Source organism: Alteromonas sp. G5_S2_22_S1 (genome assembly GCF_054968525.1).
Genome location: NZ_JBQKUJ010000013.1, coordinates 111887 through 135433 on the forward strand (window position 1 = coordinate 111887; position 23547 = coordinate 135433).

General features: G+C 44.1%; 27 protein-coding genes. 26 read left to right on the forward strand and 1 reads right to left on the reverse strand.

Features of this window, described 5'->3' with window-relative positions:
* Window positions 1-177: 177 nt before the first annotated feature.
* The 4 genes from ACTRWF_RS14315 to rlmB all read left to right on the forward strand — a co-directional run bounded on the left by ACTRWF_RS14315 (window position 178) and on the right by rlmB (window position 4419).
* Window positions 178-465, forward strand: coding sequence for a hypothetical protein (locus ACTRWF_RS14315; RefSeq protein ID WP_012519927.1), 288 nt, complete (start codon window positions 178-180; stop codon window positions 463-465).
* On the forward strand, window positions 462-821 hold the full coding sequence (locus tag ACTRWF_RS14320) for a HigA family addiction module antitoxin (protein ID WP_015068244.1): 360 nt from the start codon (window positions 462-464) through the stop codon (window positions 819-821). The genes ACTRWF_RS14315 and ACTRWF_RS14320 overlap by 4 nt, the downstream gene beginning before the upstream one ends.
* A 439-nt stretch (window positions 822-1260) precedes the next feature.
* Window positions 1261-3678: a ribonuclease R gene (rnr, locus tag ACTRWF_RS14325; protein WP_024017082.1), complete on the forward strand. Its 2418-nt coding sequence runs from the start codon at window positions 1261-1263 to the stop codon at window positions 3676-3678.
* Window positions 3679-4419 carry a 23S rRNA (guanosine(2251)-2'-O)-methyltransferase RlmB gene (gene rlmB, locus ACTRWF_RS14330; RefSeq protein ID WP_024017081.1) on the forward strand — a complete coding sequence of 247 codons (741 nt, stop codon included), beginning with the start codon at window positions 3679-3681 and terminating at the stop codon, window positions 4417-4419. It begins immediately after the preceding gene.
* A 222-nt stretch (window positions 4420-4641) separates the two neighbouring features.
* Here the strand turns inward: rlmB and ACTRWF_RS14335 are convergent, their stop codons facing one another.
* Window positions 4642-5082 (reverse strand): hypothetical protein, encoded by a 441-nt coding sequence (locus tag ACTRWF_RS14335; protein ID WP_020746691.1) that lies wholly within the window; start codon window positions 5080-5082, stop codon window positions 4642-4644.
* Window positions 5083-6088: 1006 nt separating this feature from the next.
* Here ACTRWF_RS14335 and ACTRWF_RS14340 point away from each other — a divergent pair.
* The 22 genes from ACTRWF_RS14340 to ACTRWF_RS14445 all read left to right on the forward strand — a co-directional run.
* The gene (locus ACTRWF_RS14340) at window positions 6089-7756 is read left to right on the forward strand and encodes a S8 family serine peptidase (protein WP_024017080.1); all 1668 of its coding nucleotides are present in this window, start codon (window positions 6089-6091) and stop codon (window positions 7754-7756) included.
* Window positions 7757-8036: 280 nt separating this feature from the next.
* Window positions 8037-9431 carry a DUF4397 domain-containing protein gene (locus ACTRWF_RS14345; RefSeq protein WP_462835753.1) on the forward strand — a complete coding sequence of 465 codons (1395 nt, stop codon included), beginning with the start codon at window positions 8037-8039 and terminating at the stop codon, window positions 9429-9431.
* A gap of 131 nt (window positions 9432-9562) precedes the next feature.
* Entirely contained in the window at window positions 9563-11671 is a 2109-nt protein-coding gene (locus tag ACTRWF_RS14350) for an ATP-binding protein (RefSeq protein WP_462835754.1), read from the forward strand.
* 220 nt (window positions 11672-11891) lie between these two features.
* Window positions 11892-12260 carry a 50S ribosomal protein L14 gene (gene rplN, locus ACTRWF_RS14355; protein WP_012519228.1) on the forward strand — a complete coding sequence of 123 codons (369 nt, stop codon included), beginning with the start codon at window positions 11892-11894 and terminating at the stop codon, window positions 12258-12260.
* A 12-nt stretch (window positions 12261-12272) separates the two neighbouring features.
* Complete coding sequence (gene rplX / locus ACTRWF_RS14360; protein WP_012519227.1) at window positions 12273-12587, forward strand: 50S ribosomal protein L24; 315 nt, start codon at window positions 12273-12275, stop codon at window positions 12585-12587.
* Between the two features lie 17 nt (window positions 12588-12604).
* The gene (rplE, locus tag ACTRWF_RS14365; RefSeq protein WP_012519226.1) at window positions 12605-13144 is read left to right on the forward strand and encodes a 50S ribosomal protein L5; all 540 of its coding nucleotides are present in this window, start codon (window positions 12605-12607) and stop codon (window positions 13142-13144) included.
* Between the two features lie 12 nt (window positions 13145-13156).
* Window positions 13157-13462 carry a 30S ribosomal protein S14 gene (gene rpsN, locus ACTRWF_RS14370; protein ID WP_012519225.1) on the forward strand — a complete coding sequence of 102 codons (306 nt, stop codon included), beginning with the start codon at window positions 13157-13159 and terminating at the stop codon, window positions 13460-13462.
* 13 nt (window positions 13463-13475) lie between these two features.
* Window positions 13476-13868, forward strand: coding sequence for a 30S ribosomal protein S8 (rpsH, locus tag ACTRWF_RS14375; RefSeq protein ID WP_012519224.1), 393 nt, complete (start codon window positions 13476-13478; stop codon window positions 13866-13868).
* A gap of 13 nt (window positions 13869-13881) precedes the next feature.
* Window positions 13882-14415, forward strand: a complete 534-nt coding sequence (gene rplF / locus ACTRWF_RS14380; RefSeq protein ID WP_012519223.1) for a 50S ribosomal protein L6 — start codon at window positions 13882-13884, stop codon at window positions 14413-14415.
* 12 nt (window positions 14416-14427) lie between these two features.
* A complete protein-coding gene (gene rplR / locus ACTRWF_RS14385) occupies window positions 14428-14781 on the forward strand; it encodes a 50S ribosomal protein L18 (protein WP_014950908.1) in 354 nt (117 codons plus the stop codon).
* A 9-nt stretch (window positions 14782-14790) separates the two neighbouring features.
* Entirely contained in the window at window positions 14791-15291 is a 501-nt protein-coding gene (gene rpsE / locus ACTRWF_RS14390; protein WP_012519221.1) for a 30S ribosomal protein S5, read from the forward strand.
* 6 nt (window positions 15292-15297) lie between these two features.
* Window positions 15298-15477 carry a 50S ribosomal protein L30 gene (gene rpmD / locus ACTRWF_RS14395; protein ID WP_012519220.1) on the forward strand — a complete coding sequence of 60 codons (180 nt, stop codon included), beginning with the start codon at window positions 15298-15300 and terminating at the stop codon, window positions 15475-15477.
* 3 nt (window positions 15478-15480) lie between these two features.
* A complete protein-coding gene (rplO, locus tag ACTRWF_RS14400; protein ID WP_049586735.1) occupies window positions 15481-15915 on the forward strand; it encodes a 50S ribosomal protein L15 in 435 nt (144 codons plus the stop codon).
* A 5-nt stretch (window positions 15916-15920) separates the two neighbouring features.
* The gene (gene secY / locus ACTRWF_RS14405; protein ID WP_012519218.1) at window positions 15921-17240 is read left to right on the forward strand and encodes a preprotein translocase subunit SecY; all 1320 of its coding nucleotides are present in this window, start codon (window positions 15921-15923) and stop codon (window positions 17238-17240) included.
* Window positions 17241-17278: 38 nt separating this feature from the next.
* Window positions 17279-17395, forward strand: a complete 117-nt coding sequence (gene rpmJ, locus ACTRWF_RS14410; RefSeq protein WP_012519217.1) for a 50S ribosomal protein L36 — start codon at window positions 17279-17281, stop codon at window positions 17393-17395.
* 175 nt (window positions 17396-17570) lie between these two features.
* Window positions 17571-17927 (forward strand): 30S ribosomal protein S13, encoded by a 357-nt coding sequence (rpsM, locus tag ACTRWF_RS14415; protein ID WP_012519216.1) that lies wholly within the window; start codon window positions 17571-17573, stop codon window positions 17925-17927.
* A gap of 14 nt (window positions 17928-17941) precedes the next feature.
* Window positions 17942-18334, forward strand: a complete 393-nt coding sequence (gene rpsK / locus ACTRWF_RS14420; protein ID WP_012519215.1) for a 30S ribosomal protein S11 — start codon at window positions 17942-17944, stop codon at window positions 18332-18334.
* 24 nt (window positions 18335-18358) lie between these two features.
* The gene (gene rpsD / locus ACTRWF_RS14425; protein ID WP_012519214.1) at window positions 18359-18979 is read left to right on the forward strand and encodes a 30S ribosomal protein S4; all 621 of its coding nucleotides are present in this window, start codon (window positions 18359-18361) and stop codon (window positions 18977-18979) included.
* A gap of 19 nt (window positions 18980-18998) precedes the next feature.
* The gene (locus ACTRWF_RS14430) at window positions 18999-19988 is read left to right on the forward strand and encodes a DNA-directed RNA polymerase subunit alpha (RefSeq protein ID WP_039226687.1); all 990 of its coding nucleotides are present in this window, start codon (window positions 18999-19001) and stop codon (window positions 19986-19988) included.
* 41 nt (window positions 19989-20029) lie between these two features.
* A complete protein-coding gene (rplQ, locus tag ACTRWF_RS14435; RefSeq protein ID WP_462835755.1) occupies window positions 20030-20431 on the forward strand; it encodes a 50S ribosomal protein L17 in 402 nt (133 codons plus the stop codon).
* Window positions 20432-20919: 488 nt separating this feature from the next.
* On the forward strand, window positions 20920-22341 hold the full coding sequence (locus ACTRWF_RS14440; RefSeq protein ID WP_462835756.1) for a zinc ribbon domain-containing protein: 1422 nt from the start codon (window positions 20920-20922) through the stop codon (window positions 22339-22341).
* 12 nt (window positions 22342-22353) lie between these two features.
* The coding region (locus ACTRWF_RS14445; protein ID WP_462835757.1) for a hypothetical protein at window positions 22354-23547 on the forward strand (1194 nt) is incomplete at its 3' end.

Below are 23547 nucleotides of genomic sequence, written 5' to 3' on the forward strand. Positions count from 1 at the left end.
CATACAACAAAAATGAAAACCCATTTTTATACTGATTGTTTGTGACATCGAGATGTCAGGCTGAACTGAATCGATAACTGGACGTTAGATCGAAGTTTACACAACCCTGTTCGATTAAAATATAAACATATTTTTGAGGTGAGATTACCTCTGTGGTAATCTTCTATGGGTGGTTAGATGGCAATTGTAAGCTTCCTACATCAAAAGCTACTTTTAATGTGGCTATCTGATTACGATGAATGGCTTGTGTTAGCATATCGTCATGAAGTCTGGAATGCGTTGTTTGATTTAGACGCTGCATCACAAATATCTGATTTGCTAGATATCGGTGCAGTACGATCCGAAGAAAGCGAACTTTGGTACGTGACTATTACAGTTAATAGCGTAGAGCCTTGTGGAGCGGTAACTTGCTATTTCAACGATGGTGACTGTTTCAGTCTGGATTATAGAGAGTACAACCCATGAGACAAAGTATGCACATAGGCATTGAATCTAAAGGTGATAGGGGCTGCGCATTAATTGAAGCAGGAGAGCGAGCATCACGGCCCGAGCATCTTAAGAGGCCCCATCCGGGCGAAGTATTTAAACGCAGATGCATGGCAAAGTCACCCTTGAAGCAATCAGAGGTTGCGCAATGCTTAGAAGTCTCGACTAAACATTTATCGCGATTTGTTAACGGGCATTCTAATTTAACTGTCGAGTTCGCGCGCAAGCTTGAAGCGGTAAGCGGTATAAGTGCCAAGGCTTGGATGCATTATCAGGTTGCCTACGACTTGTATCGAACCGCAAAAAGTAAACCCAGCTTAAAACCAATATACTAGCGGGTGTTTCAACTTTTATACTGTGTATGTATAACTTACGTGAGCTTGCGCCCTTTAACCTTATTAGCTTATAGACATTGAAGAAAAGATATTGCCTAGCACGGTAATAACTTCGCTTGCATTACAATAAACCGCAAAATTCAGCACGCCTTAATTACTCCCAATGTTTTACCGTAAATACTGTTATACTGTGCAGCAAATAACCACATGAACCAAATTTGGTAAGTGTGTCTAACAATCTATGAATCAAAATTTCTTGTACGTATTTTTTAAGGCGTACCACAATAAAAAAGTCTTGAACAAATAAAGTAAGCTTTAGGAGCACGTTAGTTGAGATGTCAGACGACGAGTTGTTTGAATATTAACTAGCAGAGCAACGCCCGTCAGCGGCAGGTTAAGGCTTACTGAGTAAACAAAATAAAAGGTAATTTATAAATACATGAGTGACGATCCGCATTATCAGCGCGAGAAAGAGAAGTACGACAACCCGGTAGCAAGCCGCGAATATTTAATGAGTTTACTAAAAGAACACGACAAGCCTTTGTCGTTTCTTGATATTTGTAACTTGGTGAACGCGTTCGACGAAGAAGCCCGAATAGGTATACAGCGCCGCTTACGCGCCATGGAGCGCGAAGGGCAAGTACAGTTCACCAAACAGAAAAAATACATACTTCAAAACCGTGATGAAATCATAAAAGGCCGCATTATTGGCCACCGAGATGGTTACGGCTTTCTGCGTCCTGAAGATAAAAGTGGTGACTTATTCATAAGTGCCGGGCAAATGAATTTGTTTTTACACGATGACGTGGTTGAAGCGCGCATTAGCGGCACCGACCGTCGCGGTAGAAAAGAAGCCTTTATTACCCAAGTTATTGAGCCAAGAAGCGAGCCAATAGTCGGGCGCTATTTCGTAGAGCAAGGTTTTGGCATGGTTGTGCCAGACGATAGCCGCCTTCAGCATGAAATTGTCATTCCGCCCGAAAGTACCAACGGTGCGCGCATGGGGCAGGTGGTGGTGGTAGAACTTACCCAACGCCCCCGCCGTAAAATGAACCCCGTGGGAAAAATTGTTGAAGTACTCGGTGAGCATATGGCGCCAGGTATGGAAATAGAAATGGCCCTTCGCACTTTTGATATTCCGCATCAGTGGCCAAACGGCGTAACCAAGCAGGTGGAAAAACTCACCGATCAGGTGCCAGATGAAGCCAAAGAAGGGCGTATCGATTTACGCCAGCTTCCTCTTGTTACCATTGATGGTGAAGACGCCCGTGATTTTGACGATGCGGTTTATTGCGAACCACTCGATGACGGCGGCTGGCAGCTCTGGGTAGCCATTGCGGATGTAAGCCATTACGTAAGAACGGGCTCTGCCCTTGATGATGAAGCGCAGCAGCGCGGAAACTCAGTGTATTTCCCCGACCAAGTTATCCCTATGTTACCTGAGGTGTTGTCGAACGGACTGTGTTCACTGAACCCTGAAGTCGACCGGCTTTGTATGGTGTGTGAAATGACGATCAGCGCCCAAGGGAAGCTAGAAGAGTTTCAGTTCTATGAAGCAGTGATGAACTCTCATGCCCGTCTTACCTACAACAAGGTGTGGGGCATATTACAAGGCGACAAAGAGCTGCATCAGCGTTATGAACCTCATGTGCCCCATCTTCGCAATCTACACGATTTATACCGAGCACTTAAAAAAGCCCGTGCTAAACGTGGTGCCATTGAGTTTGAAACCCAAGAAGTCAAATTCGTGTTCAATGCACAGCGCAAAATAGAAAACATTGTGCCCTTGGTGCGTAACGACGCACACAAGCTGATTGAAGAATGCATGATCATGGCGAACGTAAGTGCGGCTTTAACGCTAGAAAAGCACGAAGCGCCAGCGCTTTATCGTGTTCACGATAAGCCAGACGCTGACAGGCTTACCGCCTTCACTAGCTATTTGAGTGAAATTGGTATTCCACACCGCATAGTTGAAGATGCAGAGCCTGCCGCATTTACCGATGTAGTACTAAAAACACGCGGGCGGGTAGACGAAGAGCTTATACAAACCATGCTGCTTCGCTCTATGAAGCAAGCGGTGTACGACGGTGAAAACGTAGGGCACTTTGGTTTGGCCCTCGAAGCTTATGCTCACTTTACCTCGCCTATTCGTCGCTACCCTGATTTAGTGGTGCATCGCGCGTTAAAAGGCATCATTGCTAAGCAGAAAGGTAAAAAAGCGGTAAGCGGCGCTAAAAACTACACGGTAGAAGAAATTGAACAACTCGGCGAGCAGTGCTCTATGACCGAGCGCCGCGCCGACGATGCGACTCGCGATGTGGCCGACTGGCTCAAGTGTGAGTTTATGCTCGATCACGTAGGCGACACCTTTGAAGGGGTAGTCAGCTCGGTCACTAATTTCGGACTATTCATTCGCTTAACGGAATACCATATCGACGGGTTAGTTCATATTACGTCACTCGATGACGACTACTATCATTACGACGAAGTAAAACAAGCCTTAGTAGGCGAGTCGGGCCATCGTCAGTTCAGACTGGGCGACACAGTCGAGGTAACCGTTGCGGCAGTAAACCTTGATGAAAGAAAGATTGATTTATTACTCGATAAGTCTATGCTGCGCAGCACTAAAGGTAAGAAGGTAAAAGTGAAGACAGCTAAAAAGTCTTCAGACAAACCTACTCGCTTTGATAATAAACCCCGCTCTGGTAAAGACTCCCGTTCTGATAAGAAGGGGAGCAAAGGTAAAGGCGGCTCAAGCTCGTCTAGTCGAAGCGGTGGAAAATCGTCGAGTCGCGGCAGCGCAAAAGGCGGTAGCAGCGGCAAAACACTGTCATTGAATAAAAGAGGTAAGCGTTAAATGGCGCAGCAAGAATGGTTATACGGTTTACATGCCATGCAGTCGGTACTTGAAAAAGAGCCCGAGCGTGTAATGGAAGTGTGGGTTTTAAAAGGTCGGAACGATGACCGCTTGACCAACATTGTTAACCAAGCCCGCCGTTTTGGTATCTCTGTTCAGTTTAGCCAGCGCAAAGCGCTAGATGATAAAGTAAGCGGTGAGCAACACCAAGGCGTGGTAGCAAGAGCGAAACCAGCCCGCGTGCTAGATGAAGCTGACTTAGACAAAATTTTAGAAAGCGAAGCGCAGCCTTTAATCTTGGTACTAGACGGTGTTACCGACCCGCATAATCTAGGTGCGTGCCTGCGTACTGCAGATGGAGCAGGGGTGCACGCGGTAGTAGTACCGAAAGATAAATCAGCAAGCCTAAACGGCACAGTAAGAAAAGTGGCCTGTGGTGCAGCTGAAGTGGTTCCACTTATTCAAATCACGAACCTGGCCAGAACCTTGAAGCACCTTCAAGATAAAGGCCTTTGGATTGTTGGCACAGCCGGTGAAACCGATAAGACCCTTTATGATGTAGACCTGAAAGGCCCAACTGCATTAGTAATGGGGGCTGAAGGTAAGGGTATGCGTAGGCTTACCAAAGAAACATGCGATGAGTTGGTGAAGCTCCCTATGGCTGGTAGCGTGACAAGTTTAAACGTGTCGGTAGCTACAGGTGTATGCCTGTACGAAATAGTGAGACAGCGTGGTTTGTAATGCTCCCTAAGCGTTTGAACGCGACGCGAGAGCTTCCAAAATAAGAAATGTTAAAGGCACGCAGAAAGATTGTTGCGCGCCTTTTTTCTTTTTAGAATATTTACTTAATCTATGCAAACTGTGCTTGGTTGTCTGAAATAGCACTTTTGGTTGCGTCAACCGTTGCATATGGTTGCCAAGCAATAAGTTAGTAGCAATCCGTTGCTATCACGAGTATTTATATTAAAAAATAGGGTTGTTTAGTAGTTCTGTCGCTTTTTCTTGAGCTCTAAGCCAAGCGACGGTTTTCTTGCATCGCCATGACACGGCTTCTTCAATTAACGGCAGTAGCTGGGTTAATGTAGGCTGATTAAAAATAGGCTCATGGTGAGCAATTCTATTGCGTTGCTTCCTGATTATGTCGCAACCGTTTTTCAGTGTGTTTCGAATGGTAGATACTGTATTTTCCGTTGAGTTGGGAAAGACTTGTTTGATAAAAGGCTTCCAAATACGCCCCTCATGTCTTTTTGCCAGCATGTTTTCATACCAACTCAGCTTCAGCTCTGGCAAAAGTTTACCTACACCTTGATAATCTTGAGTTAGTCGTACTAAGTCTTGCTTGTCTTTGTAGGGCAATGAATTTTGGAATACGACGTTTGTTGGCCAGTCATCGCCGTAGCGCATTGATATAGCCTCAGAAACCGCATTCCTTAAAACGACTTCATATATGTGAAGCGGGAAGAACATCACGGAAGAAAGCTGTGCGTTCCATTCGTAGAGCTTAAGAGTTGTAGCAGTGCAGTCATTTCCTATTTTTTTACTACCGCATTTCTAAACGTTGTTAATCGGCTCAGAGACAACGTATTTTCTATAGACTGGTACGGCACAAATCATTCCCTTTAATTAACCATTTGACAATTGGTGTTCGATTACTTACGATCTCAAACGAGAGCTTTGGATATCCCTGCTTAAGCAGCCCACCAAAGACATAAGACTCGAACGAGCCTACGCTTATAGCGTGGGCTTTTTCATTTATAAATTAGCATATTATCTTTTAAGTAGTGATCTTTTTTACACCGCCATTGCATTGCCGCTGGGTGATAAGTATCTAAACCTCATGCCCGAGCGCACAGCAACTTCCTCTCGTCAACGCCAAACTAAATAAAATATCTACTAACCAGTCTTGAAATATTGCATTGCTTAATGGCTCAGCCAATTAAATAAAACCAGACCAAGAAATCTACAAATCACTGCTGAATTCGTTTAATAAAAAAGCTAAACAGGTGATTAATATTTTGTTACATCTCAAATTGTAATTTAAATGTTAATTATAAAATTTTATTCCTACCATGAATCTGCTCGTAATACACATTTGGCGCGCTCTTCATAAGTTGTGTTGTTTTTTTGTGCATTTTTAAAGGTATTAAAAATGCTCACCAGGGTTAAGGCAACATACTCAACAGCCTGATTCGCCGCCTAATATGAGCTCTGTAAATAATTGGTAATACCGTTTATTTGCATACCTGACAAACGGGTAGGTCGTTGCAACGCAGTTGCGTCGGTTGTCATGGATGAGCTTTTCGTATGAGGTAATGGTTATACCTGTATGTCATTTAATAACAAATAGCTTCCAAAGCACGGAATAAAACAGTGTTGAAGTTAATAAGACAGATAAAACAGGAAATAAATTTTGAACTCAAAATTAAATAAGAAACACACATGTCTAACAGCAGCTGCTCTAGCTGTATCACTTGGCTTAATGGGTAATTCTGCAATGGCAGCAGGCGAAGGTCTGGTAAAAGTTAAAGAAAAGCCTCAAACCCTAAAACAAGCACTAGGTAAGCGATTGACTGTCGATCGTCTTGTCACCACTGACCAAGAGCGTTACATCATCAAGTTCAAAGATGAGATGACCAGTGAAACGGTTGAAGTGAGTGCATTAAAAGGTAAAGGTCAAATCTCAAGTGCCAAAGTAAAAGGTAAAAAGCCTTTTGATATCGCGTCTGCTAAATCAGAAGTAAGAAAAGCAGGTGGTGCAATTAAGAAAGAGCTAAAAAAGCACAAAATGGTAGCGGCGACCATGAGTAAGTCGGCGCTTAACAAACTTCGCAACAATCCTAACGTAGAAAGTATTGAGGTTGACGTACGTCGTAAGCCTATGGCGCAAACTACGCCTTACGGCTACACCATGGTACAGGCAAACCAGTTCGGCCAGTCAGATACCACGGCACGCAAAGTATGTATTATCGATACTGGCTATAATTTAGGTCACCCAGACCTTCCGGGCACAAACGACGGGGTTACCGGTCAAGCCAATAATAGTGCCGTAGGCAACTGGTACAACGATGGTAATGGTCACGGCACACACGTAGCGGGCACCATTGCAGCATACGATAATAACGAAGGTGTAGTTGGTGTGTATCCTGGCGTGGATATGCATATCGTTAAAATCTTTAACGACAATGGCCAATGGACTTACGCATCTGACCTTATCGATGCTATCACCCAATGTCAGGATGCCGGCTCGAACGTTGTTAACATGAGCTTAGGTGGCGGCAGTTCGTCAACTACCGAGCGAAATGCAATGCAGAGCTTCACAGATGCAGGCATGTTGCTAGTGGCTGCGGCGGGTAACGACGGCAATAGCGCAAAATCATACCCTGCTTCATATGATGCAGTAATGTCAGTTGCGGCAGTAGACTTAAACGAAAATCGTGCAAGCTACAGCCAATATAACGATCAGGTGGAAATTGCGGCACCGGGCAGTGCGGTCCAGTCGACTTACCCTACTAACACCTATGCATCTTTAAGCGGTACATCAATGGCAACGCCTCACGTAGCAGGTGGTGCAGCGTTAGTATGGAGCTACTTCCCTCAGTGTTCTAACAACCAGATTCGTAGCGCACTAAACGCAACGGCTGAAGATAAGGGCAGTGCAGGCCGCGATAATTTTTATGGTTATGGCTTAATGCAGCTAGCCGATGCGTATAACTATCTAAATACCAACGGTTGTTCGGGTGGCGGTACTGGCGGTGGCGGTTCTGAGCCTGGCGTAGAACCAGTATCAGGTCAGCTAACCGGCCTTTCAGGTACGCGCAGAAACTGGGACCGCTACACTTGGACGATTCCTGAAGGTGTAACGCAGATGACTATTCGTACCTCTGGTGGTTCAGGCGATGCCGATCTATACGTGAAGTTTGGCTCACAGCCAGAAACGAATAGCTATGATTGTCGTCCTTATCAAAATGGCAACAGCGAAGTATGTACATTCGACGCGCCAGCGTCAGGCACATGGCACATTGGTATTCGCGCTTATTCGTCATACAGCGGTGTGACACTATCATACTCATATGAGTAAGTAATCCCGTCTCCCTAAGACACAGTTAAAGCCTGCTTATGCAGGCTTTTTTTCGCCCCGTCTAAATTACGAATACAACCTTTTTTATGCATCAAATTGTAAAGCTTTGATAAAGAATGGTCAGCTTTGCAAAGATAGTGTAAAGCCCCGAACTAACCCCTTCTAACTTAGCCATATCATTGTATTGTGCGTGCCCTGTAAAGCACTCCCAACGTGTGCCTATTTGCTTAAACGCAGGCGTTTATCCAACAAAAGAACAATTTCTAAGGACATTCAATTTATGCAATTGACCTCTCAATCTTTGCTTAGTGGAACGGGGTTCCGCGCAGTAGCAATAGGACTTGTAGCACTGCTTGGGCTCACCGCGTGTGGTGGCTCTGACAGCAGCAGTTCAGATTACTCCTACGCTTACATTCAGTTTTACAATGCCTCGCCAAACGGTGCTAACGTAGAAATGCGTGAAGTTGATGGCGATAGCTTCGGCTCGGCTCAGTTTGGTGATACAACGTCTATGTTTTCAATGGATGATGGTGAGCTAGAACTCGAATTCATACGCACCGACTCTGATGATCAAGAAGTGTATATTGATGAGATTACCGTAGACCTTGAAGTAGGCCACAAAACCATTGTGGTGATGAGCGGTGACTTTAATGCCCCTACTTTCAACGTTTACTCGTATGAGCGCGAAACAATGGAAGATCACTTCCGACTATTTGCGCTTTCTGTAGCGGTGGATGACTCATCTTATGATTTTTATATGAGTGAGTCGGGCGACCCGTTTGAAGCAGCCAACTTCTTAGGCACAGTAACAACAGGCGATATGGCCGAGTTAAACTACTGGGACGCAGACGATGACAGCGACTATTTCGATGAAGGCGAGTACACCATTTATCTTACAGAGCCAGGTAGCGACGAGGTTGTATTTGAATCGCAAACCCTAGACTTTGTATACGAAACCGAATACTTAATGAGCCTTCGCGATGTCAGTGGTGCAATTCAAGAAGGGTTAGTGGTAGACACTATTCTTAACTCTTCTACCGTTACTGCACTTACAGATGTTGAGGCCGATTCGCAGTATCGTATTTATAACTCAACCAACCTAGATGCTGAGCTTAGCGTTACCTTTGGCGGCAATACCGATGAAGAAGATGTAAGCTTTACCCTTGCCGCAGGCGAGTTATCGGAGTTCAGCGCTATTCGCTATGGTGACTACCGCGTAACAGTTACTGATCCATCAGGCGCGGTTACTGCGCTTAGCAATAAACTTATCACTCTTAATCAGGGCGAAAGTAAAGCGGTGCTAATTTACAATACTAACAATGTATTAGGGGCGGCAACCTTCGTGGAAAGTGGCTTACCTCAGGCGTACGATAAAACCGTAAACTTTATCAACCTTGTGAGCGATTTTGATGACGTCGATTTTTATTTAGTGAGAAACGACGAAACCATAGATACCGCTGAATACGATGTGCAAAACCTCGAGTTCGCCGAGAGCACAAGTGAAGTGCTTCCCTCTGACTATTATGAAGTGATTGCGGTTTACGAAGACGATAATGAAGAGCAAGTGTTACTTGATAGAACAGCACTATTTGGTTTTACCGAAGAGGAGAACTACATCGTAACCGTAGAGCCAGCAGATACGCCTACGGGATATGAAATTAACGTGCTTTATTAATAGTTTAGTTTATTTATTATACTAATTGATAAGGGCGAAAACTTTCATCTATAGAAATCTTTCGTAAATTTAAAAGGTCAGTGTTAATGCACTGGCCTTTTTTATTGCAGTCCGGGAGGGCTTGATTCCTCATGAGTATCATAAAAAAACTACAAACTATATCTAATGACCACTCATTGTCGTTAGATAAAAAACTCGAGAGCTTGTTGCGCATAGGCACAAATATTCTCGGGTTAGAAACAGGGATTGTAAGTAATATACGCGGCGAACAATACAGCGTGCTTAGCGTGGTAACACCAGAAAACGACATTCAGCTAGATTCCCTTTTCAGCTTAACTGAAACCTACTGTGCTGATGTTGTAAAATCGAATTCATTCATTGCTTATCATAATATTGATGTCTCGCCGGGTGCTTCCCACCCTTGTTTCGAAAAATACACGCTTAAAAGTTATTTGGCGTCGCATATTTATGTTTCTGGTGCGTTTTTCGGCACGGTTAACTTCTCTTCGCTTGACCCAAGGGAAGCACCTTTTTCCAATTTAGAGCTAGACTATTTGCTGTTGCTTGCATCATGGGTTGGAAACGAACTTGAAAGGCAGCAGGCTCTCAATAATCTTAATGCACAAAAAGCGGTGCTGACCGAACGCAACTCATTACTCAATCAAGTAGCGAACTTAGCGGGCGTTGGCACGTGGGAGCTCAATGTAGATACACGGGCGATAACTTGGTCTGGCGCGCTAAGACGTATGCTGCACGTTCATGGTGATAAAATTCTGAAGCCCGAAGATATCATCAAATTCATTGTAGACGATACACAGCGCAAGACTTACTTAGAGCAATTCACAGAAATGATGAGGTCTGGCGAAGACTTTGCGTACGAATTAGAGGTGCGTACAGATACTGGCGAAACCCGCTGGTTAGAGAGTCGAGCTCATCCGGTATTTGAAGGGGGGCGTTGCGTTAAAGTAATAGGTGCCACCCTTGATGTCACGCAAATGCATATAGATAAAGCAGAGTTGCAGCACAAAACCAATATGGCGGAAAGCGCCTTAAAGGCTCGTAGTGAATTTTTAGCTAATATGAGTCATGAAATAAGAACGCCCATTCACGGTGTGCAGGGTATGCTGGAAGCCTTACAAGGCTCATCGTTGAATTCTAAGCAACACGAGCTTGCGTCTATTGCCATGCAAAGCGCTGATGCGCTTCTAGGTATTGTTAACGACATATTGGACTTCTCTAAAATAGATTCAGGAAATATTTCATTTGAAGAAGCACCTACTAATTTAGCGGAGGTGATTGAAGAGCAGGTTCCTATGTTTTCGCGATTGGCGAAAGAAAAAGGCCTTGAACTCACTGTGTGTTCAATTGCGCTCAATAATAAAACCTTTATTGCAGACAAACTGCGTATAGGTCAGATTCTCATCAACTTGCTCAATAATGCGATAAAGTTTACCAAGGAAGGAAAAATTACCGTCGATACCAAATGCACCCGTTATGGAAAAGGTCGATACCGAGTTAAGTTAATTGTGACAGATTCAGGCATTGGCATTAGCGAGCAGCAGCAAAAAATTATCTTTTCCCCCTTTATGCAAGCTGAAAGTTCTATGCAAAGACGCTACGGCGGTACAGGCTTGGGGCTTACTATCGTTAAGCAGATTGTTGAGCATTATGGCGGAAAAATAGAGGTGTCGAGTAATATTGGCATTGGTGCACGGTTTACAGTGACATTAACGCTTGATGACGCAAATGCAGGTGCTATTGCTGAAAAAGCATGTGGGCATGATTACTCGTATCCGCCTACACGACAAGAATTAAGCACGTTAAAAGCCCTTATCGTGGAAGATAACGAAATTAACCAGCTGGTTATTAAAGAACAGCTCAGGGAAGTGGGGCTGCCCAGTGAGGTCGCAGTTAATGGTGTAGAGGCCGTGGATAAAGTAAAACGTTCACTGGCCGAGAAAACGCCCTACGCAGTGATTTTTATGGACTGCCATATGCCGGTGATGGGCGGGCTAGAAGCGACACAAAAAATTCGTGCTTTGGGTGAACAAACTAAAGACGTGCCGATAATTGCTTTAACCGCAAATGTATTAACCGGCGATAAAGAAAAATGCTTGAAAAGTGGTATGAATGACTTCATATCTAAGCCTGTTGGTGTAAGTCGGTTGAAAGAATGCGTTTTCAGGCATTTGAGTAAGCAATTACAAGGTCGTGTAACCGTATTAAAAGATCCTGCTTGATAACCTATGACGTGGTTATCAGCCCCGGCTTTTAGTCGGGGCTTTTTTATTGCTCACATAGTTTAAAAATAATTCAATTTACCGCTATCACTTCCCAAAGTTTTCTGTTATTATTTCGCGCCCTTTTTATGGGGGTATGTACATAAAAGCAACGATATCCAGTTGTTTTTAGCAGCACTAACGACTCGGGAGAGTCTTAATTTAAGAGCGGAGCACTAACATGATCCAAATGCAAACTAACCTGGACGTTGCAGACAACAGCGGCGCTCGCAGGGTTCAGTGTATTAAGGTTCTTGGTGGCTCGCATCGCCGTTATGCAGGTATCGGTGACATCATCAAAGTTACTGTTAAGGAAGCAATTCCTCGCGGTAAAGTTAAAAAAGGTGACGTACTGAACGCAGTGGTGGTGCGTACTAGAAAAGGCGTTCGTCGTGCAGATGGTTCTACCATCCGTTTTGACGGTAACGCGGCTGTTATGCTTAATGCTAACAAGCAACCAATTGGTACGCGTATCTTTGGCCCGGTTACCCGTGAGTTGAGAAGTGAAAACTTCATGAAAATCATCTCATTGGCCCCAGAGGTACTATAAGGAGTCACGATAATGGCTAATAAAATTCGTCGTGATGATGAAGTAGTCGTATTAGCGGGTAAAGACAAAGGCAAGCAAGGCAAAGTTCTTCGCGTGCTTATTGCTGATAACCGTGTAATTGTAGAAGGCGTTAATCTCGTCAAGAAGCACACTAAGCCAAACCCACAACTGGGCGTAGCTGGTGGCATTGTTGAGAAAGAAGCTTCTATTCACGTTTCTAATGTTGCGATTGTTAACCCGGCAACGGGCAAAGCAGATCGCGTTGGTTTCCGTTTCGAAGATGAGAAGAAAGTACGTTTCTTCAAGTCTAACGGCGAACTTGTTTAATTATATTGGAGAGTACGATGGCGAAACTGCATGATTTCTATAAAGAAACAGTAGTAGCTGAACTTGCTAAGCAGTTCGGATACAAAAGCGTCATGCAAGTCCCTCGGATTGAAAAAATCACTCTAAACATGGGTTTAGGTGAAGCAGTTGCTGACAAAAAGGTACTTGAGAATGCTCAAGCTGACATGACGGCTATCGCCGGTCAGAAGCCTGTAGTCACAGTTGCAAGAAAATCAGTAGCGGGTTTTAAAATCCGTGAAGGTTATCCGATTGGCTGTAAAGTAACCCTACGCGGCGAGCGTATGTGGGAATTCCTTGAGCGTTTGATTTCAATCGCTATTCCACGTGTTCGCGATTTCCGTGGTTTGAATCCTAAATCATTCGACGGACGTGGTAACTACAGCATGGGCGTGCGTGAGCAAATCATTTTCCCTGAAATCGATTTCGATAAAGTGGATAAGGTTCGCGGTATGGATATTACTATCACTACCAGTGCGAATACTAATGACGAAGCACGTGCTCTGCTGGACGCGTTTAACTTCCCATTCAAAAAGTAGGGGTGTAGGGTTATGGCAAAAGAATCAATGAAGGCACGCGAAGCTAAGCGTACTAAGCTAGTAGCTAAGTACGCTGAGAAGCGCGCCGCACTTAAAGCGATTATCAGCGATGTTAACGTTTCTGAAGAAGAGCGTTGGGACGCTGTTCTGAAGCTACAACAACTGCCACGTGACTCTAGTTCTTCACGTCAACGTAACCGTTGCCGTGTAACTGGTCGTCCACATGGTTACCTACGCAAATTCGGTCTTAGCCGTATTAAGCTTCGCGAAGCAGCGATGCGCGGTGAAGTCCCTGGCCTTAAGAAAGCCAGCTGGTAAGGAGTAGCTGATAATGAGCATGCAAGATCCTATCGCGGATATGTTTACCCGCATCCGTAACGGCCAGATGGCACAGAAAGTTTCTGTGACTATGCCTTCTTCAAAACTTCGCGTTGCAATTTGTGAAGTATTGAAAGCAGAAGGTTATATCACTGACTTCGCTGCTTCTGGTGACGTTAAGCCTGTTTTAGAAGTTACGCTTAAGTACTTCGAAGGCAAGCAAGTAATTGACACTATCGAACGTGTAAGCCGTCCTGGTCTGCGCATCTATAAGAAAAAAGATGAGCTTCCAAAGGTTATGGGTGGTTTAGGCGTAGCTATCGTGTCGACTTCTAAAGGTGTGATGACTGACCGTGCAGCGCGTAACGCTGGCATGGGCGGTGAGATCATCGGTTATGTAGCATAACGGAGGAGTTGAAATGTCACGTATAGCAAAAGCCCCAGTAGACGTTGTATCAGGTGTAGAAGTTTCTATCTCTGGTCAAGAAGTTACTGTAAAAGGTAGTAAAGGCACTTTGACCCGCGTATTTAACGACGCTGTAGAAGTTGCACAGGAAGAGAACCAACTTAAAGCACTTCCACGTGAAGGTTTTGCTGATAGCTGGGCACAGGCTGGTACTGTTCGCTCTATCCTAAATGCAATGGTTCAAGGTGTTTCACAAGGTTTCGAGAAAAAACTTACGCTTCTAGGTGTTGGTTACCGTGCACAAGCACAAGGTAGCAAACTTAACCTTACGCTAGGTTTCTCTCATCCTGTAGTATACGAAATGCCTGAAGGCATTACGGTTGAAACTCCTAGCCAAACTGAAATCGTCGTGAAAGGCGCCGATAAGCAGGTGGTTGGTCAGGTTGCGGCGAACATTCGCGGTTACCGTCCACCAGAGCCTTACAAAGGCAAAGGTGTACGTTATGCTGACGAAAACGTACGTCGTAAAGAAGCTAAGAAAAAGTAGGTGGGTGATACGATGGATAAGAAAACAGCTCGCATTCGTCGCGCAACTCGCGCACGAGCAAAAATTCGTGAACTGGCCGCGCATCGCTTGGTAGTAAACCGTACACCTCGCCACATCTACGCTCAGCTAATCGCACCATGCGGTTCTGAAGTGTTGGCAGCGGCTTCAACTGTTGAGAAAGATCTTGCAAAAGATCTTAAGTCTACAGGTAACGCTGAAGCAGCGACGGTAGTCGGTAAAGCAATCGCAGAGCGCGCGCTTGAGAAAGGCATTAAAACAGTGGCTTTCGATCGCAGTGGTTTCCAATACCACGGTCGCGTTAAAGCATTAGCTGATGCAGCTCGCGAAGCTGGTCTTCAGTTCTAGGAGTTTATAATGGCTAAACAAGACGTTCAAAATGGTGAATTTCTAGAGAAATTGATCGCTGTAAACCGCGTTTCTAAAGTGGTTAAAGGTGGTCGAATCTTTAGTTTCACTGCATTGACAGTAGTGGGTGACGGTAACGGTCGCGTTGGTTTTGGTTACGGTAAGGCACGTGAAGTACCTGCTGCAATCCAAAAAGCAATGGAAAAGGCACGTCGCAACATGGTTGACGTAGACCTTAACGGTCACACGTTACAGCACCCGATTAAAGGTCGTCACTCTGGCTCTAAAGTTTACATGCAGCCAGCATCTGAAGGTACCGGTATTATTGCCGGTGGTGCGATGCGTGCAGTACTTGAAGTAGCTGGTGTACAAAACGTACTTTCAAAATGTTACGGCTCTACAAACCCAATCAACGTTGTACGTGCAACAATCAACGCGCTGACAGAAATGAACAGCCCGGCGAAAGTTGCTGCGAAGCGTGGATTGTCTGTAGAAGAAATTTTGGGGTAATCAGACATGGCAACGATTAAAGTAAAGCAAACTAAAAGTGCAATTGGCCGCTTGCCAAAGCACAAAGCTACGCTTAAAGGTTTAGGCCTTCGTAAAATCAACCATGTTCGTGAACTGGAAGATACCCCAGCCGTTCGTGGCATGATCAACCGTGTACATTACATGGTTGAGATAGTGGAGGAGTAAGACATGCGTTTAAATACAATTTCTCCAGCCGAAGGTTCAAAGCCTACTGGTAAGCGTTCTGGTCGTGGTATCGGCTCAGGTCTTGGTAAAACAGGTGGCGTAGGTCACAAAGGTCAAAAAAGCCGTTCAGGTGGCCGTGTTAAGCCAGGATTCGAAGGTGGTCAGATGCCTATCCAGCGTCGTCTTCCTAAGTTCGGTTTCACTTCACGCAAGAGCTTTGTTACTGATCAAGTAACACTTGCGGAAATCGCGAAGGTTGATGGTGACACTGCGTCTCTTGAGACTTTAAAAGCAGCTGGTATCGTTAAGAAAGAAATCCAGTTCGTTAAAGTTGTTAAGAGCGGTGAAGTTTCACGCGCTGTTACAGTAAGCGGGTTAAAGGTTACTAAAGGCGCTAAAGAAGCGATTGAAGCTGCTGGCGGTAAAGTAGAGGAATAAGCTAGATGGCTAAACCAGGATTGGATTCAGGCGCTAAAAGCGGCTTGAGTGAGCTTAAGGCAAGATTGTTGTTCGTACTTGGTGCGATTGTTGTATTCAGACTAGGTTCTTACGTTCCTATCCCTGGCATCGATCCAGCTGTACTTGCTGACTTGTTCGAGCAACAAAAAGGCACCATTGTAGAAATGTTTAACATGTTCTCTGGTGGTGCGCTTGAGCGTGCATCCGTTCTGGCTTTGGGCATTATGCCATACATTACTGCATCCATTATCATGCAGTTGCTCTCGGTGGTTCACCCACCGATGGTGGAGCTTAAAAAAGAAGGCGAAGCAGGCCGTCGTAAAATTAGTCAGTACACGCGTTATTTAACGCTTGTATTGGCTATCTTCCAATCTATTGGAATTTCGACTGGTTTGCCTAACCTGATTAATGGATTGGTGATAAACCCTGGCTTCGGATTCTACTTTACGGCAGTAGTGAGTCTAGTCACAGGAACTATGTTCCTTATGTGGTTAGGTGAGCAAATTACCGAACGAGGTATTGGTAACGGTATCTCTATATTGATTTTTGCTGGTATTGTTGCCGGTCTGCCAACAGCGATAGGCCAGACAGCGGAACAAGCAAGGCAGGGCGACATTAATTTGTTGTTCCTACTGTTGATTGGCGCAATTGTTATCGCTCTTACATACCTAGTTGTATTTGTAGAGCGCGGACAGCGCAGAATTGTGGTAAACTATGCAAAACGTCAGCAAGGCCGTCAGGTTTTTGCTGCGCAAAGCACCCATTTACCGCTAAAAGTCAACATTGCTGGTGTAATTCCACCAATCTTTGCTTCTAGCATTATTCTGTTCCCGGGTACCATCGCAGGATGGTTCGGACAGAATGAATCAACAGCGTGGTTGCAAGATGTAGCGCTTATGCTATCTCCTGGTCAACCGCTGTACGTGATGTTATACGCAGCTGCGATTATCTTCTTCTGCTTCTTCTACACGGCGTTGGTATTCAACCCGCGTGATACAGCAGATAACTTGAAGAAATCTGGCGCGTTCATCCCAGGTATCCGCCCGGGTGAGCAAACGTCACGATACATTGACAAGGTAATGACTCGCCTTACACTGGCTGGCGCACTGTACATAACCTTTATTTGTTTAGTGCCTGAATTCATGCTAATTGCTTGGAATGTTCCGTTCTACTTCGGTGGTACGTCGCTTCTAATTATCGTAGTAGTTATCATGGACTTTATGGCACAAGTACAGACACATTTGATGTCGAGTCAATATGAGTCTGTGCTGAAGAAAGCTAACCTTAAAGGCTACGGCCGATAAGTTAGCCCCTTAATATTGATAGAAAGGGGAAAGATGTAATGAAAGTTCGTGCATCAGTAAAAAAGATTTGCCGTAACTGTAAAGTTATCAAGCGCAACGGTGTTGTGCGTGTAATTTGCAGTTCTGACCCAAAGCATAAGCAGCGTCAGGGCTAATCAAAGCGGTACAGAATATTTACAAAGCTAAGTAAGCAGAACCTAGATAGTACTTGTCAGGTTCTGCTAGTTTTGTTTAAAAGTATTTTGAACCTTAATTTGCAATTTAGTCGACGGGTAAGTATCCTATCGGGCTTTTTAGGTCGTCGACAAATAAACAAGAGGAGTGCTGTTAATGGCCCGTATCGCTGGCATTAACATTCCTGAGCACAAGCATGCTGTAATCGCTATCCAAGCGATCTATGGCGTTGGTCCCACACGTGCGAAAAGCATTTGTGCGGGTGCTGGTGTTGCAGAAAATACAAAAATCAAAGAGCTAGACGAAGCTACTATTGATAAGCTTCGTGACGAAGTGGCTAAATTCACCGTTGAAGGTGACCTACGCCGTGAAGTCTCTATGAGCATCAAACGTTTGATGGACCTGGGTTGCTTCCGTGGTATTCGCCACCGTCGTAGCTTGCCTCTACGTGGTCAGCGCACTAAAACTAATGCGCGTACCCGTAAAGGTCCTCGTAAGCCAATTAAGAAGTAAACGGGGAGTAAGTTATGGCTAAAGCACCAGCTCGTAGCACGCGTAAGCGCGCTAAACGTCAGGTTGCAGACGGTATGGCTCATATCCATGCGTCTTTCAACAACACAATTGTGACTATTACAGACCGTTCAGGCAATGCACTAGCATGGGCGACATCTGGTGGTTCAGGTTTCCGTGGTTCACGTAAATCTACCCCATTTGCTGCACAGGTAGCTGCTGAGCGTGCAGGTGTTGCTGCACAAGAATACGGTCTTAAGAACCTTGAAGTTTTCGTTAAAGGTCCAGGTCCAGGCCGTGAGTCTGCGATCCGTGCTCTTAACGCTACAGGTTATAAGATCACAAACATTACCGATGTGACCCCTATTCCTCACAACGGTTGTCGTCCACCGAAAAAACGTCGCGTTTAATCGACGGACAGTTGGAGAAAGATCATGGCAAGATATTTGGGTCCAAAACTCAAACTTAGCCGTCGCGAAGGAACTGACCTGTTCCTAAAAAGCGGCGTTCGCGCAATCGATTCTAAATGTAAAATCGATACAGCGCCTGGTCAGCACGGTGCCCGTCGTGGCCGTCTGTCTGACTACGGTGTTCAGCTGCGTGAAAAACAAAAAGTTCGTCGTATGTACGGCGTTCTGGAAAAGCAATTCCGCAACTACTATAAAGAAGCTGCACGTCTAAAAGGCAACACAGGTGAAAACTTGTTACAGCTTTTAGAACAGCGTCTTGACAACGTAGTTTACCGTATGGGTTTCGCTAGCACTCGTGCTGAAGCACGTCAGCTAGTTAGCCACAAGGCGATCATGGTAAATGGTCAAGTTGTGAACATCCCATCGTTTAACGTTTCTGCCGAAGACGTGGTTTCTGTTCGTGAAAAGGCTAAAAAGCAAGCGCGTATCGTTGCTGCTTTGGAACTGGCTGACCAACGTGAGAAGCCAACCTGGATTGAAGTAGACAGCAGCAAAATGGAAGGCACTTTCAAGCGCGTTCCTGAAAGAACTGACCTGTCTGCGGAAATTAACGAACAGTTGATCGTCGAACTTTACTCTAAGTAAAGCTAACTAAAGAGGAAGCATTGTGGGTTCTGTGACTGAATTCCTAAAACCGAGATTAGTTGAGATCGAAAACGTTTCTCCTACTCGTGCCAAAGTAACTTTGGAACCACTAGAGCGCGGCTTTGGCCATACTCTAGGTAACGCCCTACGTCGTATTTTACTGTCATCTATGCCAGGATGTGCAGTTACCGAGGTAGAAATTGACGGCGTTCTTCACGAGTACAGCACCAAAGAAGGTGTTCAGGAAGACGTAATTGAAATCTTGCTAAATCTTAAAGGTTTAGCGGTTCGCCTTGAAGGTAAAACTGAGGCAACCCTAACTCTAGTGAAATCTGGCGCTGGCCCTGTTGTTGCTGGTGATATTCAGCATGATGGCGACGTAGAAATTACAAACCCTGACCACGTTATTTGTACTTTAACTGGCGAAGCTGAAATCAGCATGCGCATTAAAGTAGAAATGGGTCGAGGTTATGTACCAGCTTCTACCCGTCGCTCCTCTGAAGAAGATGATCGTCCAATTGGTCGTTTGTTAGTAGACGCTTCATACAGCCCAGTTGAACGTATTGCTTACAGTGTAGAGTCTGCTCGTGTTGAACAACGCACAGACCTAGACAAACTAATCATCGACATGGAGACGAACGGTACTTTGGATCCTGAAGAAGCGATCCGCCGTTCTGCTACTATCCTAGCTGAACAGCTAGATGCATTCGTAGACCTACGTGATGTGTCTGAGCCAGAAGCGAAAGAAGAGAAGCCAGAATTCGATCCGATTCTGCTTCGTCCAGTAGATGACCTAGAGCTGACAGTACGTTCTGCAAACTGTTTGAAAGCAGAAGCTATCCAGTACATTGGTGACCTGGTACAGCGCACTGAGGTTGAGCTACTTAAAACGCCGAACCTTGGTAAGAAATCGCTAACTGAAATCAAAGATGTTCTAGCATCTCGTGGTCTTTCTCTAGGTATGCGCCTAGAAAACTGGCCGCCAGAGAGCATCGCTGAAAAAGATTAATCAGGTTTTTATCAAACTGATTTGTAGAGAAGGATAAAACTATGCGCCATCGTAAGAGTGGTCGTCAGTTGAATCGCAACAGCAGCCATCGTCAAGCTATGTTCAAAAACATGGCCGGTTCTTTGGTCAAGCACGAAGTGATCAAAACTACGTTACCAAAAGCGAAAGAATTACGTCGCGTAATCGAGCCTCTAATCACTATGGCTAAAGAAGACAGCGTTGCAAACCGCCGTCTAGCTTTCGCCCGCACTGGTGACAAAGAGGTTGTAGGTAAACTATTCAACGAGCTTGGTCCTCGTTACGAAGCTCGTCCAGGCGGCTACACTCGCATTCTTAAATGCGGTTTCCGTGCTGGCGACAATGCCCCAATGGCATATGTTGAGCTAGTTGACCGTCCGGTTGTAGACGCTGAAGAAGAAGCAGTAGAAGCAACTGGAGAGTAATTAATACTCGATTAGAAAAAGGGGCCTGAGTAAAAACTCAGGCCCCTTTTTTTGTATAAACAACCCTACCGTAACAAGACTGTTCGCTCGTCACTTAAACCTGATTCTGCGTTTAACGCAGCACTTAAATATCACATCGCTCAATATGCCATTCGGTATTGGGATAAATTTAGAAAAGCTCGGCTATTCCACCATTTTTCTTGGTAACTTCCGCTCTGAAAAAGTAGCTGTGTTGTTGTGTCAAGCCTTTATGAAACGTAACCAGTTCTGCGCAGTAGAGGCCAATTTGTTCTCCGCTGAACATCTGTTGAACGACTAGGTTTCGATTTGGGTGTTTCAAAACAGTCGCTTTTTTATGTCGATGGCATGATTACTAAAATTAACCTCGTTTTGGGAAGTGAGATATTTTTTGCTGTCTGATAATATATTCACGTATATTAAAATACCTTCTTAGGTAGTAGATAAGACTAAAAAGTTTGGAGCAATTGATGTCTGTGATTTGCACAGTGGATAGTTCGGAATACTGGCTGCAGTTATGCAAAAAAAGCGCTAAAGGTGTTGTAGAGAGTTATAAAGACCTCAAAGACAAGCTAATCGATACGGTTTACGTTAAGAACAGCTTGTTAATCGATGATTTAGGGTCACTTCTAAGTCAGCGTAATAGCGTAATTGTTGCAGTAGCGCCACCTTTTTTATCCCTTCAATCCTACGATGACAGCGACTTAAGCGAGTCAATACATCGTTTGACTCAACAAATTCAAGACTTATACAGCCTATATAAAAAGCACAAAAATAAACTTAGTTTAGTGCCTTTATCTGCGTTTTGTAGCCAATACACTGCGCAGAGCGAGACTGCAGGTTGGTGTGAACAACTTATTGATGAAAATGAAGTAGAAGTTAATATCGGCGCGGTAATTAGCCATAGTTTATACAATCAAAATACTGACCTAATTAGGGCCTATAAAAAATTGCAGTCTTGTTTTCAATTAAAGGATGAAGACTCTGTTTTCTACCCAAATTTAAATAAGTTAAACGAAATGCTTGTTCATCAAGCAATAGAGCGGCACGAACTAAAGCTAGAAAATGACAAGGTAATAGAGCAAAGCTTTTTGTTGCTAGAGCGTTTAGAGGGTAAGGAGGTTGAATTAAATTCAACAGCCAAGAAACACGTGGAAGAACTAAGCGCAGCAAAAAAACAGTATGAAGAAGCCAAGACCAAACTAACGAAGAAACACAATGAAGCTAATCAAGCCTTAATAGCGCAGCATGCTCAAGATATGAAGGCTGTTGATGATAAGCTCAAGTCTTCGAAAAAGGAAATGTCAGTGTTGTCTGAACAGTTACTTTCGGTTCAAAACGCGTTTGTTGCTAAAGAAAAAGAATTTCAGGCTTTTGTTCAGTCCAGTAAAAAAGAAGCAACGATAAATGAAAAAACAAAAAACCGCGAGATAAAGCAGTTAGAGGCAAAACTTGAACGAAAACAGGCAACTGAGCAACAGTTAAGGGCTGAGCTTGCTGAACTCAGAGCAATCAAGTCTACCAAACTTTGGAAAATTTCTAGTAAGGTTGAAAAATTCTCAAATGTTGTTGATAAGTACGGTGCAAAGCGCAAGAAGTTGTCGCAAGATATGGGGCTCTTGTACACGAGTGACCTTTTCGATGCAGATTGGTATTTAGATACATATCCTGATGTATCAGGTGCCGGATTAGATCCAGCAGAGCATTACTTGTTGTACGGTGCAAAAGAGGGAAGGAAGCCCTCACCTCAATTTGATGGGAAGTGGTACTTAAAAGCAAACCCTGATGTTGCGAAAGAAAATAGGAATCCATTAATTCACTACCTGAAGTTTGGTCGCGCAGAGAATAGATCCATTTCACCTGTAATGATTACCCATAAGAAAAACAAGTAAAAGAGCACTTCAATGTCTAAATTCCTTTTATGGATTGGAGCTGGCGAGGCTCAATCCCTTAACTTCAATTACGCTGACTTCAACAAAGTAATTTTCGTTGATCCCTTATTGCGTGTAAGTTCTTTCAGCAACCTAGGTGATGAAAAAAAATTTGTTTTTCTAAATAAAGCAGTAACGCCAAATGTGTTTGAAGTTAAGCCATTTACAGTTTTTAACAATGAAGAATTCTCTTCCTTCTTAGAGCCCAAGGGATTAAAAAACTTATACCCAAACTTAGCATTAGAAGAAGTTCAAGGTGTAGAAACCACGACTATTACTGGTATCGTGAAAGAGTATAATGTTACAGGTAACGCAAATACATTAGTTCTAGAGTTGCCGTGCTTGTCTGGCGACCTTCTTGATGAGTTGAAGTCAAAGGGCATACTGAACTTATTCAACTCAATTGTGGTAAGTGCTGGTAAAAAACCTTTATATGCGAATTCAAACGACATCCAAGTGGTAGTAGAAAAGCTAACCAGTGAATACTACGAATTTACGGAAGATCTTGGTGAAGATGAAGATATATGTACATATAGATTCGTTTTTAATCCTATGTTGCAGCACATCGCAACTTTACAGAATGAAGTTCTGGATTTAACTGCACAGTTAAAATTAGTCGCAAGCGCTAACCAACAAGTAGAAAGTGATAAAGAAGAAATGGAGGCGCTATTATCTAATTCGCAGGTAGCATTCCGTGAAATACAGGTTGAATTGCAAGCCGTACAGACTGAATTGCAGGTAGCTGCCGAAAGGGCACAAAGTAGTGAAGCCCAAGTCAGTGCACTTAAAAACGAAAAAGATAAGTTAAATGCACAATTAACCGAAGACAACAAAACTACAGCGCAACAGATATCATTGTTAGAAAGCCAGATTAAAAGTTTGAGTGCACAGTTAAAGACTGTAGAAAGCGTTAACCAGCAGGCAGACAGTGATAAAGCGGAATTAAAAGCGTTATTATCTAATTCTCAACAAGCTTTTAGTGAAGTGCAGGCCGAGATGCACGCAGTTGCAGAAAAGGCACAAAATAGTGAAACCCAAATCAGTGCACTTAAAAACGAAAAAGATAAGCTAAATGCACAATTAATCGAAGCTAATAAAAAAATTGAGCAATATAACGCCACTATACATCAGCGAGAAGAGCAATTGCTTGCAGAGCAGAAAAATTCG